Raw genomic sequence first — 15,441 nt, 5'->3', positions numbered from 1 at the left:
TGAACTGTTCCGGTCAGCAAGGGTTTAGAAAACGCAGTCGCTTGTGCGTGGGTCAAGACTTCTTATTCGCCAACGCCTTGACCGCTGCGGCTAACGCTCGTACTCGCGTTGCGTCGCTCGCGCTGGTGGCGTCGCGCGCGATCTGCGCGGCAAGCTTCTCGAGTGGCAACTTGCGCTGCGCACTGCCGAGTTGCTCCGTGCGATCGAGCTCGCGGCCGATTGCCTCACGACGATTCGCTGCGAGTCCGTCATTTCGCGCGAGCTGGTCGAGATATGCGCGGGCAGCTGGGTATGCCGCGGGCCAAACGATCTTTGGCTGCGTCTGCGGATTGAACACGTCGAAGCGAACGAGATTTGCCGCGTCGATTTCGTTCTGTGAAAGCAGTTCGCTCGGCTTGAGCGAAAGAATGTCGAGACCGCGGGCGATCTCCGAGCTCACGATGTGACCGTTGTACCAGTACGCGCCCCAAGATCCGGCAAATGACACGAGTCGCGTCGAGTCGACTGGGCCGCGGTCGAAGTATGCGATCTCCTTCGGGTGAGCCGCGTCGGTAAAGTCGACGACAGATACTCCGCCCTGGTACCACGCCTGGACGAGGATGTCGCGACCCGGCACTGGAATGAGCGAGCCATTGTGCGCGACGCAGTTCTCTTGCGCCGTCTGCGCTGCCGGCAGCTTGAAGTAGCTCACTTGCGTGAGCGTGTGTCCGGAGAGTTTGAAGATGGCATCGGCGCCCCATTCTGGGCGATCTGCCGCAAGGCAACGCGGCGCTTGTCCACCGCCCCATTCGTCGGTGAAGACGACCGTCGTGCCGTCGTTGTTGAATGTCGCCGAGTGCCAGTAGGCGAAGTTCACGTCGGAAACGGCTGTGAGGCGGCGCGGCTTCGACGGATTCGCAATGTCGATCAGAATACCGTTGCCCGAACACGCACCGGCGGCGAGTCGAATCGCCGGATACACGGTGATGTCGTGACATTGGTCGGTGATTCCCGTGGTCTGCGTACCCTCGCCGTGGTTCCCCCCCATCCACAGTCCCGCGATCCTGCCGGAGTCGGCGAAGATTCGCGGTGAGCTGACTACGCGCGCATTCTGCGGCGCGGCGAGCGGCACTTTGATGACGTCGATGCGGAACAACGACGTACTGGAATCCTTGTCGGCCGGCTTGCCTGAACACCCTGCTAGCTCATTCGGCGATCGCACCACGGCCGTTCCCGACCCGTAGATGTAGATGTTCGCCTTGTCGTTCGGATCTTCGATCAGGGTTTGCGTATGAGCGCCACGACACGTCTGAATGGCCGCAATCTGTTTCGGATGATCGAGATCGCTGATGTCGAAAATGCGCACGCCGCGGAAGCGGTCTTTGCTCACCGAGTCTCGCACGCCCTGCGTGCCGCAGTCGACGCGGCCGTTTGGCATCTCGACTGCGAGGAACAGGAGATTCCGATAGATCGACGGATCCATCTGGCCGCCGGGGCACGCGAACGCCGTTCGGAGCTTCGGAGCGGTCGGATCCGTCGTGTCCCAGATCTGGAAGCCGTGGAAACTTCCCTGTACGATGAAATTCTTGCCGAACGCCAGATCGGAATTGATCAGCGAATAGTCGTTGAGACGTGCGGCGTCGAAGAAACCAGCGGGGCGCGGCGTCGACGAGACCAGCTCCATGTTCCAGAGCGCCTGTCCGGCGTCCATCCATCCTGCACGCAGGCCGACGCGCGGATCCGGCGTCTGTGCTCCAACGTCCGTTCCGGCGATCAACGAGAACCCCGCGACCAACGCCGCGGCAACGAATCGTTTCATGGCAACTCCTTCAGGAACTCGGCGAGGTAGCCCTTCCAGATTGCCGGAAGCGAATGCGTACCGTGACCGCGAGTGTCGTCAGTGATGGGAAGCAGCACGTATCGCCCGTGTTTCACGCGCGGCATGAGCTGCTCCATGAGCCCAAGCTCGGGCGGATTGATGAAGTCGTCGGCGGAATTGATCGCGAGTACGTGCGCCGTGATCTTCTCGAGGTCGTGCGACGGATCGTAGTCCCGCGACGCGTCCAGTGCATAAATGAGATCGTTCGCGTCGAAATTGCTTTGCGCGGCGTGAGCCGTGCGCATGGCAGACGAGTCGGCCGCGGCGCGCGTCGGCGCCTGCTTCTGCATCATCTTCGGGGACGTGCCGGAGAGATTGATGATCGCTGTCGCGGCACGAAGTCCATCCATCGGTGGCGTCGTGTAGTTGCCGCCCTTGTACGCCGGATCGCTCGTCACGTACTCGATCATCAGCTTGCGAGTGATCCGGTTGCGACCGGCGATCTCCGTCGGCGCGCAAGCCAATGGCACTGCGCCGTCGATGAAGCTCTGGTAGCGCTCGACCCACACCCAAGCGTGCATGCAACCCATCGACGTACCAAGCATGAGACGCAGGTGATCGACGCCAAGCCCCTTGGTGAGAAGCTCGTGCTGCGCGAGCACCATGTCGTTGTAGTTGTACTTCGGAAAGCTCGCGCGCATTCCGTCGCTGGGCTTGCTCGACTTCCCGTGCCCAATGGCATCGGGAATCACCACATAGTACTTGGATGTATCGAGGAGCTGACCCGGTCCGAAGAGTTCACCCGCGAACGTCTTGTTCGCGAACGGAGCGCCAGATCCAGTCGTTCCATGAACGATCAGCACCGCGTTTCGGACGCTGCCGGCCGCGTCGCGCCTCGGCTTGCCAAACGTGTAGTAGTGAACGCGAAGCTGCGGCATGGTCGCGCCAGTCTCGAACGCGAAATTCGGAATGACGTAGTCGGTACCGGGCGGCGCTTGCGCGGCGGCGGCGGATGCGAGGAAAAGCACAGGCGCGATGAAGCGCTTCACTGCGGCACCGCGGTGCGAATGAATGCTCGCACATCGTTGCTGAACAGCGTGCGCGCTGGCATGTCGAGATACATCTGATGCGCGCCGTCATAGCACTTCCACTGAACTGCTTCCCTGTACGGCGACTGTAGCCGCCGCGCACGCTCCGAGTTGATCGAGCAGCCGCCAAGCGGATCGTAGGCGCCCTGGGCCACGAGCACCTTGAGCTTTGGATTGAGTACGATGGCTTCTGGCGTCGACGGCAACGAACCGACTTGCGGGATACCGAGCATGCCGGCCTTGGCGAAGTTTTCACGCGCCTTGGCGAATTGCTCCGGCGTCGCGTCGTAGATCGCCGAATGCACCCACTGCGAGTTCATGCTCGCCGGATATTTCCCCGACGGCGCGAAGCCTTGCTCCACGGTTTCGCCGCCATCCATGCCGATGTACGGCAGATCGGTTCGATAGCCGAGGTCGCGGCGCAGATAGCGCAACGCCGCCGGGATCCACGGCTGGACCAACGGCGTGGACCGACGATAGTCGGACGTCAGCGCGCGTTTCCCGTCGATAGGGAACGCCCCAAACCAGCCCTGCGACGACAAGATCAACTTCGTTCGGTCGAGACGATCGGTGTTGTATCCCGTATGCGCAGTCAACTCCGCGGCGATCTGATTCCGTTCCTGATCCGACAGGCTGTCGACACGAAGAATGGCGGGCAGATATCGCTCGCGCACCCACTTCTCCGTCGCTGTGCGCACCGCATCGGGCGTCGATCCCAATTCCGGCGGCGTCTTCTTTAGATACAACCCAACGACGGCCATGTCAGCAACGTGCATCGCCCAATCGACGGTATGCGCATTCTCGAACGACGGCAGATCCGTGTTGCCAGAAATGTGCATGATCCCGGCGACGTTGATGCCACGCTTGAGCACCGCATATCCGACTCGACCGGCGCGCGACGACCCATAGCTCTCGCCCGCAATGATGATCGGCGCGTCCTCGGCGTCGTGGAGCAGCAACCAGCTGCGAATGAATTCCGCCTCGGCCATGACGTCGCCAACGATGATGGCGAATTCCTTGACGTACTCCGGTTTCGTTGCGCGGCTCCACCCTGTGCCGACCGGATCGATGAACACGAGATCACTCTCGGTCAACCAGGTGTCGGCATTGTCGACGATCCGATCGCCTTCGCCCCGCTTGGGACCAGCGACTTCGAAGTGGAGCGGCAGCGCCGGCCAACCCGGTCCGCCATTCCAGATGAACATCACTGGTCGCTTCTTCCCCGGCGACGAGACGCGATACGCCGTGTAGAACATGTGCGCGTGCGGCTCGCCAGTTTCTACATCTCTAATTGCAACGCGCCCGACCTCGGCAGTGTAGGCGAGCGGGCGCCCGTTGATCGCGATCTGATGACGCGTGACGACGGGCGTGCGCTCCGGTTCCACCTGCGCATGAGCCGCGACGCCAATGGACATCCACGCCGCAATGTTGAGGACCGCTGATGGCCAGCGCCAGGATCTCATGGCTGTGTAACCTCGCGGAATCGAAGGCGTACTCGTCGGCGTCGCGCGGCTACGGACGAATGACTCCGACGTCGCCTTCGATCTGCACGTTCGTCCCGAAGGCCGCCGACATCGTCTTCATCTCGTTGAGGATCTTCTTCGCGAGCTCCGGTGACGCGAACGACGGAACTCCCTTTGGCTTCTTGCCGGCCGCATTCAGGTCGATCGGGTAGATCCGAACTTCCTTCAGCTTTCCACCCTCCCACGTGGTCGTGGCGAAGATGCTCTCCCACATCGTGAGCGTCACGCCGCCCCCCAACTGGCGGATCGACTGGTCGCTCGGCGGGCCCGTCGGACCGGGCGCAGAGAGAAGCCTCGGTTCACCGCCCATGTTCGTGCCGGCGGGCTGGCCAGAGAACGAGAAGCTCGCGAGCCCGTAGAAAATCGGTTTGCCTTTATAGATCTCTATACCGCGGATCAAATGGTTACCATGACCGGCAACGACGTCGGCACCAGCGTCCACGACGCTGTGAAAGAGCTGCACGAGATAGTCGCCCGGAACCGGGTTGGTATCGTCTTCGCCGGTGGCCGATTGATGCGCGTGAATCGTGAACACGGTGAGGTCAGAATTCTGCTTCGCCGTGTGCACCGCCTGCATGATGTCCTTCAGATCGAACTGATTGATCCGATACGACAGCCCCGGCTTGTCGCCGAGCTGGTAGATCTGGTCGAGCACCATCAGCTGCTGTGGAACCGTTGCGTCGACGTCGCTGCCCGGCGAACGCATGGCCTTGAGTTGTTGCAGCGCCTTCATCTCTGGCGCCGTGACTTGCTGGAACAGCGTCGTGCGCACTGTGCTGATGCCCGGCCTCGCGGCGAGCGCGCCGCGTCCGTCGGCGGCAACAAAGTTCGGCTTGAACGTGCCAGCAGTCGCCACGACGGCGACGCGGCCTTTGGGTGTCGTGAGAAGCGTTGCGGCGCGCGCCTCGCGCAGGTTGTTGCCCGCACCAGCGTATGCCAGGCCCGCGGCATTCAGAAGGCGAATGTCCTCGGCCAACGCATCGGCGCCGTAGTCCATGCCGTGATTGTTGGCGACGGTGACCATGCGCACGCCCATGTTCTTGATGTCCCACGGCGCTGTCGTATCCGAGGGCATCATCGCGCCCGTTTCATTGACCGCGAACTTCTTGGTTTGGACGTGGAATGCCGGACCTTCCTGATTCGCGAGTGCGAAGTCGGCGCCTCGTACGATGCGCAGGACGTTGTCGAGCTCCTGCACGCCGAGGCCCGTGACAGGGCGGACTTGCGAGATGTCGCCGAGCACCGCGTACACGAATCCGTCTTTTACGGTCGCGCGCGGCGGCGTTGGAAACACGAGTGACGCCGTCGTGGTCTGGCCGGTCGGCGGAGGAGAACGCAGCGTCGAGTCTGACTGTGCGCCGGCGGTTTGCGCCAATGCGACGAACATCGCGGCCAGAGACGCCGCACGAACTGCGTGATACATGGTCAACTCCAAGAAGAAAGTCCGTCGCTGCGCAGCACCGCCGGAATCTGCACTCGTGCGCCGACTTAGACGCCCCAGATCGACGACAACGCCCGTCGCCAATTGCCGCCCAGGATCAAGCCGATGTCCGCGTCGCTGTATTTTCGGCGAATCAGCCCTTCGGCAAGATCGTACGTCCGCTTGGGATGATCGAGGCCCGGAACCGCCAGCTTTCCGTCGGGGCCAGCGTGGAAGTGATAGCGATCGAAGTTCGGCTGGTTGCTCGGAATCGCCTGCGTCGCGGCGCTGCTGTTCACCGGATTCGCGTTGCCAACGAGATCGAGGTCGCCACCGATACCAACGTGCTCGACGCCCACGGTTTTCGCCACGTGATCGAAATGATCCAGCGCGTTCTCAATGGTCACGGGCTCGTCGAGCTTGACCATGAACCGGATCATCGGAATTCCGATCACGCCACCGAGCTTCGCGACCTTAGCGATCATCTCGTCGGTCTTGGCTCGGAGATGCCCGGGCACGAGGGCGCGGCACGCTCCGTGTGAAACAATCACAGTCTTTGTCGCCGCCGCCAGCTCGTCCAATGTGGTGCGATCGCCAGCATGCGAGAGATCGACCGCCATGCCGACCTGCTGCATCCGCGCGAGCACCTGTCCACCGTACTCCGTGAGGCCCGCATCGGTGTCGGCGAGAAAGCCCGACCCTAGCCGACTCGTTCGATTGTACGTGAGCTGTGACGCGCGTTGGCCCAACGACCAGAACAGATCGACGTCGTTCACCGTGCGAAAATGATCCGCGTCCTGCATGGTGACGAGAATTCCGATCTTGCCATTCGTCGCGAGTCGCTCGAAGTCGCCCGCCATGGCGATCCGCGTGAACCACTCCGGATACGCCGCGACAAAGCCATTCCACTCCGCCATTTCGACGAGCGCTCCCTCATAACCGGAGCCGCCACCGCCGAGTCCAAACACTCGAAATCCAGAGTTTTTGTACTCCGCCCAATTCTCGGCGGTGAACGCACCAGGCTGCCGAAGCCACCGCTGACTGAGCGGTGGCTGCAGAGCCGTGTCGGCAAAGCGAAACTGATTGAGCATGTCGACCACCACGGTACCCTGAACGAGCCGAATGGCTCGTTCCGAGTACTCTGTGGTCGTGCTAGCGAAAAGCTGGAACCGACGACGCAGCACCGCTGGCGCGCCAATGGTTGCGACACCTGCGGTCAGCGCCGCAACCATCGCACGCCGTGAAATCGGCCCAGCTCCGTCAGCAGACATGATGACTACGGATTGCGATCAAGACAGCCGTGGAAGTTCGGGTTGGTCAACTCCGTGTCCACCATCGGGAGATTGACGTCGGTGCCGTACGAACCGCCCTTGAACCACGTTCCGACCGGGAACACGTTGTCCTGCGTGCGGCCATACTGCCGAATCAGCCGTCGCATGTCGCCCAACCGAAAGCCGCGGCCGAACTGCCAGAATGCCTTCTCACGGAAGAACAGCGTGAGCGCAGCATCCTTCGTCGTTGGCGCGGTCGTGAGCGCCGGCATCGCAGCGATCGTCTTGCTGCCAATCGTCTGTGCCGACGTACGAAGGGCGTTGAGCGTCGCAAACATGCCCGCGTAGTCGCCAGTGGCGATCTTCGCCTCGGCTTCGATCAATCGGGCATCAATACCCGTGAGCACCGGGAACGCGTCGGTCTGGCCATAGAGCAACTGACCAACCCATGGCGTGCTGCCATCGAAGCCCTTCCTCGTGGTGTTGTTCGTCGCACCCGTCACTGGAATGCGTGGATCGTTGGCCGACGCGAACGGCAGCGCGTTCTTGATCACGCTCGACGCACCGTTGACCACGGCAAAGCTGTCGCCGACGACGAACCGCGACGCCGGATTTCCGTTGAGCAGATACAGCTCCGAGCTCGTGGTCGTCAGCGAGAACGTCAGCAGGTACTGGTAGTTCGTCGGAACGTCTGCCACGAGCGCGGCCGCCGCAGCATAGTTGCCGAGGTTGACCTGCGCGCGCGCCTTGGCAATCTCGTTCACGCGATGGATGGCAATGCTCTGCGCATCCGTCCCCGTCACCGTCGTCAGCGCGCTGTCGAACCGAGCAGTCGCGAGCTTGAAGCCGTCGACGTTCGTGATCGGCTGCGTATACGTCGGAACGCCAGCGACCATGGATCCGAACGGAACGCCGTTGCAGAAGTCTTCCGACATCTGCAGCTCCGCAAATCCCAGCGCGAAATACAACTCGCCAATCTCGGCGGCCGGCGGCGGTGTGACGTACTGTCGGAGCGCGTCGATCGCCGTGATCGCGAAACCACGCGCCTGTTGAGCAGAGGTATACGCCGACGCGAGCACGCCGTTGCTACTCTGCATCGTGCGCTGGTCGGTTTCGTTGTGCTGACTCTGGGTATCGCCGCTGGCCCACTCGTCGGTTACCAGATCACTCATCATGGGCAGGTTGGCGAAGTTGACGCCGCCACCCGCTACCCACGCTTTGAACGAACCAAGCGCGCCGACGCGCAACGCCTCGGCGCCCGTGGGCGTGGTCACGCTCGTCGGGCCGATGACGCCAGGCTGCTGTGGCGACAGGAGCGACTGCTTGAGGTCACATCCGCTGATCAACGCAGGGAGAAGCGCCACCGCTCCCACTGTCGTCCACCGCGCGCAATTCATGAACTTCATATGCGTTTCGTCCTCGAAGGGTGGCTAGTAGTGGAGAGTGGCCTTGACCGTGAAGTACCGGCGCGGTCCCTGGCTGAACGTCGTGTTCTGCACGTCGTTGCTGAACGCGAAGATCGGAATCCCGTTCTCTTCGACGTCGACACCGCGGTACGCGGTCCAGGTGTGCAGGTTGCGACCCGCGAAGGTGAGTGCCGCACTCTCGGCGCGGAGCCAACCCTTGGCGAACTTGTCGGGCAAGCTGACCGTGGCCGACAGCTCACGGAATCTCCAGAACTGCAACGTCTCTGTGTAACCAACCGGAGTCGTCGACTGACCCGTGAAGGGACCACTCGCCGCAATCGCCGCTGCCTGTCGTGCCAACGGGGAGTTGAGCGTCGAAACGTCCTGGCACGAGCGCGGCGTGTTGGCGCACTGGAATGCCAGATTGGTGTTGACGAGCAGTCCACCGCCCTTGTAGTCGAACAAGCTGTTGATGCGAACCTTGCGGCCGAACAGGTCGAAGCCGTTGGCGACCGACGCGATGTCGCGCGGGCTCGAGTAGCCGGTATACGAGATGTTCTGGTCTACCGTGACCTCGTTCGCCGTGATGAAGCCGTCCTTATTCAGGTCGCTGTAGTGATACGCGCGGTAGGTGTACGCGTTGATTGGTAGACCGACGGAATCACGCAGTGCACCAGTGCCGATCGTTTTGTTCGGAACGCCCGTGGCATCCACGCCAAGGCTCACGAGCTTGTTGCTGCCGTGCGAGCCGCTGAGCGTCACGTCCCAAGCAAAGCGCCGCGTGTCGAACAGCGTCGTCTGCACCGTGAGTTCAACACCCGCGTTCTTGACCGAACCGAGATTTCTCAGCACGGTCGTGGAAGACGGACCGGCAGACGGCGCGATGCTCTGGCTGATCAACGCGTCGCGCGTCTGCTTGCTGTAGTACGTGAAATCGATGTTCACGCGATTCTTCAGTACACGCGCTTCGAACCCAGCCTCGGTTTCAGCCGACAACTCCGGCTTGAGGTTCGGGTTGCCGAGCGCGCTCGCGCGAAGACCAGGCGTATCCGATCCGGTTGGATTTACGGCGATCACGGGCTGATTCACCGTGGTCGATGCGTACGTAATCAGCGCCGAGGTGGCACCCGGCTGCACGCCGGACGCGCCGTACGCGCTGCGGAGGCGCAACTGGTCCAGCCATCCGAATTTCGGGAAGAACCCCTCGTCCGACACGAGCCACGACACGCTGAACTTCGGGTACACGACGTTCTGGAAGTTCGTGCCGAACGCACTGTTTTGATCGGCGCGCACTGCCGCCGTGAGGAAGAGCCGATCGCGCAACCCAACCTGCTCCTGCGCGTAGTAGCCCCACGTCTTCGTCGCAGTCCAAAGCGTATTGCTTGCACTTGTCACCGCAGCCGAACCGACCAACTGCGCACCCGGCGGCAACGTCGTACCGCTCGCGCTGGTGCCGTCGTTTTCAACGTTCGTGTAATCGGAGCCGAACGTGGTTTTCAGATTTGCCCACGGCTTCGCCTGCCACGTCGACGTGCTCGTGAGCTTCGCCGAGAAGTTGCGATTGTTCGTCGTGGATGACGACGTCGAGCCTTGGCGGAGCGTTCCGGACGCCGGACACTCCAGGTAGCGACAGAGGAAAATTCCGGTGCGGTTGAGGAAGTCGACGCCAACGGTGCCGTCGTTCTGCATCCACGCAAACGGGCGCCACGCGCCGTGCACCGAACCAATCAGACGCTGACTCGCGTTCTGGTTGACGTTCTGGAAAATCTCCGACGGGACATAGCTGTTGTACCCGTTGAGCTTCTCACCCAAGCCGCCAATGCCGGTGTATCCGGGGCCTGCCGTCTTGAACCCGGGTCCCATCATCGACTGATAGGTCGGGCTGAACGTGTTGTTGTTCGTCTGCGGCAATCCCTCATCGACCTTCACGAAGCCAGCCGAGACGTCGAGGTCGAAGATCGGGCTCAACGCCATCGCTATGTTCGAATTCAGGTTGAGCTTCTGGTAGTACTCAGGGCGGTTCCACTCCGAACGTACGCCGCCAGCCACCGAGTCCAGACGCGCCACCGAAAAGCCCGGCATCTTCATCGGGCCAGTCTCGTTCTCGAGACCACCGCTCACGAAGTACCGAACCGCTTCCGTACCGCCGCTCGCCTGCGCATTCCACTGATTGCGATAGCCAGTGGCGAGCGGCGAGAGACCGGTCTTGTCGGTCATGATGTTGAGCGACGACGAGCTGTCGGCGATACAGGTGCCCGCCGAGATCGTGTACGTGTAGCAGCGCGCGGGCGTCGTCGAACCGGGCGCGTGCCCCCAGATCATATACGCCGTCAGATAGTTCGACTTGTCGACGAGGCTACCCTGCTCGGCATTGAAGGTCCAGCGATTCTTGCCGGCCTTTCCTCGCTTCGTGGTGATCACCACCACGCCGTTCGCCGCGTCAGTTCCATACAACGTCGCCGCCGACGGACCCTTCACGACTTCAACGTCTTCGATCGACGACGCATCGAGGTCGTTGATGACGCTGATACCGGCCGCCAAGTTGCCGCCGTTCGACGACGATCCACCGATGTTCATGCGAACACCGTCGACCACGAAGATCGGGCTGTTGTTCAGCGAAATCGAGTTCAAGCCGCGGATGCGGATGAGCGGCGCGCCGTTGGTGAAGGCTCCGGGGATCACGACCATGCCGGCCACTTTCCCCACGAGCAGGTCACTCATGTTGGTGATCGACGTCTGCTCGATGCGCGTCGACACGTCGCCGAGATTGGACACCGCGTTTCCGAGCTCGATCTTGCGCTGCTGACCGGTGGCGGTCGTCACGACGTCCGGCAGCACGACGACGGCAGTGGTTAGCTCGAAGTCGAGAGTGGTCGTGCTACCGGCGGTCACCGTGACGGTCTTCTTCACCGCCTGGTAGCCAAGCCGAAACACCTGAACCTCGATCGTGCCTGCCCGTACACCATTCATGGTGTACTTGCCGTCCTGCGCCGTGTTGGCTGCGGCGTTCGTGCCGAGCGCCAAGACGCGCGCATCACTCAGCGGTGCGCGAGTGCCTTGCGCAGTCACATGGCCCGTGATCGTTCCCTGCGCCCATGCTGCGGTGCTGACCACGCACAGCGTACCTGCCATGAGCACACGGGAGAACGATCGTGCGAATCGTCCGGGTCTCATCCTCTACTCCTCGTTGTGCAAGTGGATTTCGACGGAATGCCGCGGCGTGCGGACAAAAAAGAAGTGCGGGTTCGACATGAAGCGTGAACTCTTGCGGGATGACGCGCGAAGTGCAGCGTCGGCGTGCGCGTCCTCAGCACAGCTGGCGGGAAAATAGCAGCGTAACGGCAGATATTGGCGTCGGGTGGCTCAAATGTCCAATATATTGTCGAAGCAGTATCGATAGCTTTGCGGTATCAATCAACCGTCGCAATGCATTCGATCTCGACGTGACCACCCTGAGCAAGTCCAGTCGTGCCGAACGAGCTCCTCGCCGGACGTCGCTGCGGAAAGAACGCGTTGTACGCGTCGTTCATCACCGCCCAATCCTTCATGTCGGCGAGCATCACCGTGCACTTCGCCACACGGTCGAGTGACGAACCGGCCTGCTTGAGCAGCTGACTGATTCTGTTCATCGCCGCCGTTGTTTCGGGTCCAATCCCGCCCTTGGCCAAACCGCTGCTGTCCGTGCCTAGCTGCCCCGCGACGAACAACAGATTTCCCACTCGCACCACCGGCGAGAACGGACTATTGCCTCGATTGGGAACGACAAACTCGGGAAGCACAGACGCCGCATGTGTGGCAGCGGGAGCGTGCGTCGGCGCGCAGCCAATTAGCGCGAGGAGCGAGGTTGCGGCCGACAGTGATGACAGAACGATTCGCGTCATGTCGTTTGAGGGAGGGAGGTCTGCCTGGATGACGAGCGCGCAGAGAGTGGCGCGCCGACAAACGATTGTACAACATATGGTCCGCCCATGATCGATTCACGATCAGTATGATCGACCAAATCGAGCTCAGACACCTACGGTACTTCGTGGCCGTCGCCGAAGAACTTCACTTCGGCCGCGCCGCGCGCCGGCTCGGCATCACGCAGCCACCGCTCAGCCTCCAGATCCAACGTCTCGAAGCCACCCTCGGCGTCAGCGTGTTCGAGCGGAAAAACCGGCGCGTGCAGCTGACCGCCGCCGGCCGCACACTGCTCGAGAAAGGCCGACACTTGATCGCCGATTTCGACAGTGTCACCGATGCCACACGACGCGCCGCTCGCGGTGAAACCGGAACATTGACCGTCGCATTTGCGTCGTCGGTCATGTTCCTGACACTACCACGAATCATTCGACGATTCCGCCAGGAATTTCCGAGCGTGCGCCTCGAGCTCCGCGAGCTGCCGACCGGCCCGCAGCTCATCGCGCTGCGAACTGGCGAGTTGGACATCGGCTTTTTGCGCCAACCACCGCGCGATGCGGAACTCGTCACGGAGACGATGATGAAAGAGCGCCTCGTGCTCGCAGTCAGTAAGCGACATGAGCTCGCGAGTCACAAACGGCTGCGTCTCATCGACGTTGCCGACGAGGACTTTGTGCTCTTCCCTCGCGACCTCGCGCCGGGGCTTCACGCGCACGTTCTCGCAGTGTGCGCCGAGGCCGGCGTTCATCCGCGCATCGTGCAGACGAGTCGCGAGTTGTACACGACCATCAGCCTGGTCGAGGCCGGACTCGGCGTCACGATCATTCCGGCGTCCGTACAGCAGATGGGCTGGCGTGGCGTTCGATACTATCCGATTCGATCCGCCGCGGCGGTGACGCGCATCGACGCAGCGTGGCGCGCGGATAACCGGAGCACGATTTTGCCGGCGTTCCTCGATATCGCGCGATCAGTGGCCCGCCTGTAGGGCGACTTGAGATGAACCGAAACAATAGATGCGGACGGATATGATGCAGCGTTCCAGAATATGGACATCGATCATCGTTGGACTGTTTCCCGCGGTACTTGGCGCACAGAGCGCCGTGGTGGCTCGCGTTGTCGTCACGCCCGCGTCACCAGAGGTCACCGTTGGACAGCCGCTGCAGCTCAAAGCCGAGGCGGTAGACTCGGCCGGGCGCGTCATTCCGAACGTGACGATACGCTTTCAACGCAGTTTAGGGATCTTTGAAGGTGGTGTCGATCAGAATGGGCTGGTGTCGGCCGGCGCGCCCGGAGTTCTCGTCATTGCCGTGACCGCGATTGCGGAAGGGCAGCGGCCGGTGATTCAGCGTGTGACGATTCCCGTGCACGCGGGTCCCGCGGCCTCCATCGCCATTGAGCCGCGCTCGGCCAAGTTGCTTGCCGGCCAATCGCTTCGCCTCCGAACCATCGTTCACTCGGCGACTGGCGATCTTCGCGCCAACGATCGTATAGAATGGTCAAGCTCATCGACCGCTGTGGTACGCACCTCCGGCGACGGCACGATCACGGCCGTCGCACCAGGCAAGGCGACCATCACTGCGAAAGCCGGCGCGGCGCGTGAGCAACTCGTCGTCGACGTGGTCTCGGCGAACGTGCGTTCGTTGTCGATTTCGCCATTGGCACCGCAGGTGCGCACTGGTGACGTCGTTCACTTCACCCTTTCGGTGACCGACGCGTCGGGACACGAGATTACTGGTCTCACGCCGACCTGGCTATTTGCTCCGGGCGAAGGACTCATCGGCCAGGATGGCGCGTTCGTCGCGTACCAGCCCGGGACGTACACGGTCACCGCGATGCTCGGTCAGCGCGCGGCAAGCGCGACGGCGACGGCAGCCGTGCGCGACGTGCGTCGTCCCGCGACGATTGTCGGGTCTGTGGTGCGGAGCGCGTATCCCACCTCTGAGGTCTGGGTCCATCCAAACGGCAAGGTGGCGTATCTCGGCACTTTGCAGGCAGGCGTCGTGTACGTCATCGACGTGAGCAACCCTGCGGCCCCCGTCGTGGCCGATTCGGTGGTCTTGAACGCACGAGTGGTCAACGACGTGATGTCATCGGAGGATGGCAAGGTCCTCGTCATGACTCGCGAGGGCGCCGACAACCGCAAGAATGGCATCGTCATCTATACGCTCGACGATCCGTTGCACCCCAAACCGGCATCAGAGTTCTCTGATCCCGTCACGTCAGGCGTGCATTCCGCCTACGTCAATACGCAAGCGAAGTATGGCCGCTTCGCCTACATCACCGCCGACGGCACCGGCCGTTTGCACATCGTAGACATCAACGACCCGGCGCATCCAAAGCAGGTCGCCACGTGGGAAGTGCCGCGCACGGACGCCGGCCGATACCTGCACGATGTGGATGTTCACGACGGCTTGCTCTACGCGAGCTACCTCAACGACGGCCTCGTGATTCTCGACGTGGGCAATGGCATCAAAGGCGGCTCACCGTCAAATCCGCAGCTCGTGTCGCAATTCAAGTACGACCTGATCTCGCAACGGTATCCGGCTCAGGCGAGCGGTACGTCTGTGATCGGTGGAACGCACACTGCATGGCGCTACAAGAACTACGTGTTGGTGGGCGACGAGATCCTTCCCTTCGGTGCGACGAACCCGCGCGGCTCCGTCGCACCGGAGCGCGCGTGGGGCGGCCTTCACATCGTGGACGTATCAGACATCTTTCATCCCAAGCAGGTCGCGTGGTACGAACCCGAGTTCGGCGGCGTTCACAACATGTGGGTCGTCGGCGACACGCTGTACATGGGCGCGTACAATGCGGGCTTTCGAGCGTTCGATTTATCGGGCGACTTGCGCGGCGATCTTCGAGCACAGCAACGAGAAATGACGCACGTGAACACCGTCGACCCAAAGGGAAACGTGCCGAACGCCGCGTTCACGTGGGGCGCGGTGGTCAAGAACGGACTGGTGTACGTGCCGGACGTCAACAACGGCTTGTTCATCATCCGTCTCGACCCCAAAGAGAAGATCGTCCCGTGATAC

10 protein-coding genes are annotated in these 15,441 nt (G+C 62.0%); 2 read left to right on the top strand and 8 right to left on the bottom strand.

Annotation, left to right across the window (positions count from 1 at the left end):
- Positions 1-52 precede the first annotated feature (52 nt).
- The 8 genes from AC6H4Z_RS04220 to AC6H4Z_RS04185 form a co-directional block, all read right to left on the bottom strand.
- The gene (locus AC6H4Z_RS04220; RefSeq protein WP_497545488.1) at positions 53-1,798 is read right to left on the bottom strand and encodes an LVIVD repeat-containing protein; all 1,746 of its coding nucleotides are present in this window, start codon (positions 1,796-1,798) and stop codon (positions 53-55) included.
- Positions 1,795-2,847, bottom strand: coding sequence for an alpha/beta fold hydrolase (locus AC6H4Z_RS04215; protein WP_497545487.1), 1,053 nt, complete (start codon positions 2,845-2,847; stop codon positions 1,795-1,797). The genes AC6H4Z_RS04220 and AC6H4Z_RS04215 overlap by 4 nt, the downstream gene beginning before the upstream one ends.
- Positions 2,844-4,349, bottom strand: a complete 1,506-nt coding sequence (locus AC6H4Z_RS04210; RefSeq protein WP_497545486.1) for a S10 family serine carboxypeptidase-like protein — start codon at positions 4,347-4,349, stop codon at positions 2,844-2,846. The genes AC6H4Z_RS04215 and AC6H4Z_RS04210 overlap by 4 nt, the downstream gene beginning before the upstream one ends.
- Positions 4,350-4,398: 49 nt before the next feature.
- Positions 4,399-5,832, bottom strand: coding sequence for a CapA family protein (locus AC6H4Z_RS04205; protein ID WP_497545485.1), 1,434 nt, complete (start codon positions 5,830-5,832; stop codon positions 4,399-4,401).
- 65 nt (positions 5,833-5,897) lie between these two features.
- Positions 5,898-7,100, bottom strand: a complete 1,203-nt coding sequence (locus AC6H4Z_RS04200) for a dipeptidase (RefSeq protein WP_497545484.1) — start codon at positions 7,098-7,100, stop codon at positions 5,898-5,900.
- A 5-nt stretch (positions 7,101-7,105) separates the two neighbouring features.
- Complete coding sequence (locus AC6H4Z_RS04195; protein ID WP_497545483.1) at positions 7,106-8,506, bottom strand: hypothetical protein; 1,401 nt, start codon at positions 8,504-8,506, stop codon at positions 7,106-7,108.
- Positions 8,507-8,530: 24 nt separating this feature from the next.
- Positions 8,531-11,680, bottom strand: coding sequence for a SusC/RagA family TonB-linked outer membrane protein (locus tag AC6H4Z_RS04190; protein ID WP_497545482.1), 3,150 nt, complete (start codon positions 11,678-11,680; stop codon positions 8,531-8,533).
- Positions 11,681-11,916: 236 nt separating this feature from the next.
- On the bottom strand, positions 11,917-12,387 hold the full coding sequence (locus AC6H4Z_RS04185) for a RidA family protein (protein WP_497545481.1): 471 nt from the start codon (positions 12,385-12,387) through the stop codon (positions 11,917-11,919).
- Positions 12,388-12,494: 107 nt separating this feature from the next.
- Between AC6H4Z_RS04185 and AC6H4Z_RS04180 the strand changes: the two genes are divergently transcribed.
- The gene (locus AC6H4Z_RS04180; RefSeq protein WP_497545480.1) at positions 12,495-13,391 is read left to right on the top strand and encodes a LysR family transcriptional regulator; all 897 of its coding nucleotides are present in this window, start codon (positions 12,495-12,497) and stop codon (positions 13,389-13,391) included.
- Between the two features lie 43 nt (positions 13,392-13,434).
- Positions 13,435-15,438 carry an Ig-like domain-containing protein gene (locus AC6H4Z_RS04175; RefSeq protein WP_497545479.1) on the top strand — a complete coding sequence of 668 codons (2,004 nt, stop codon included), beginning with the start codon at positions 13,435-13,437 and terminating at the stop codon, positions 15,436-15,438.
- Positions 15,439-15,441 lie beyond the last annotated feature (3 nt).

It is taken from the genome of Leucogemmata humicola (assembly GCF_055379415.1).
The sequence above is the reverse complement of the archived record's forward strand: the minus strand, read 5'-3'. Positions and strand labels throughout refer to the sequence as shown.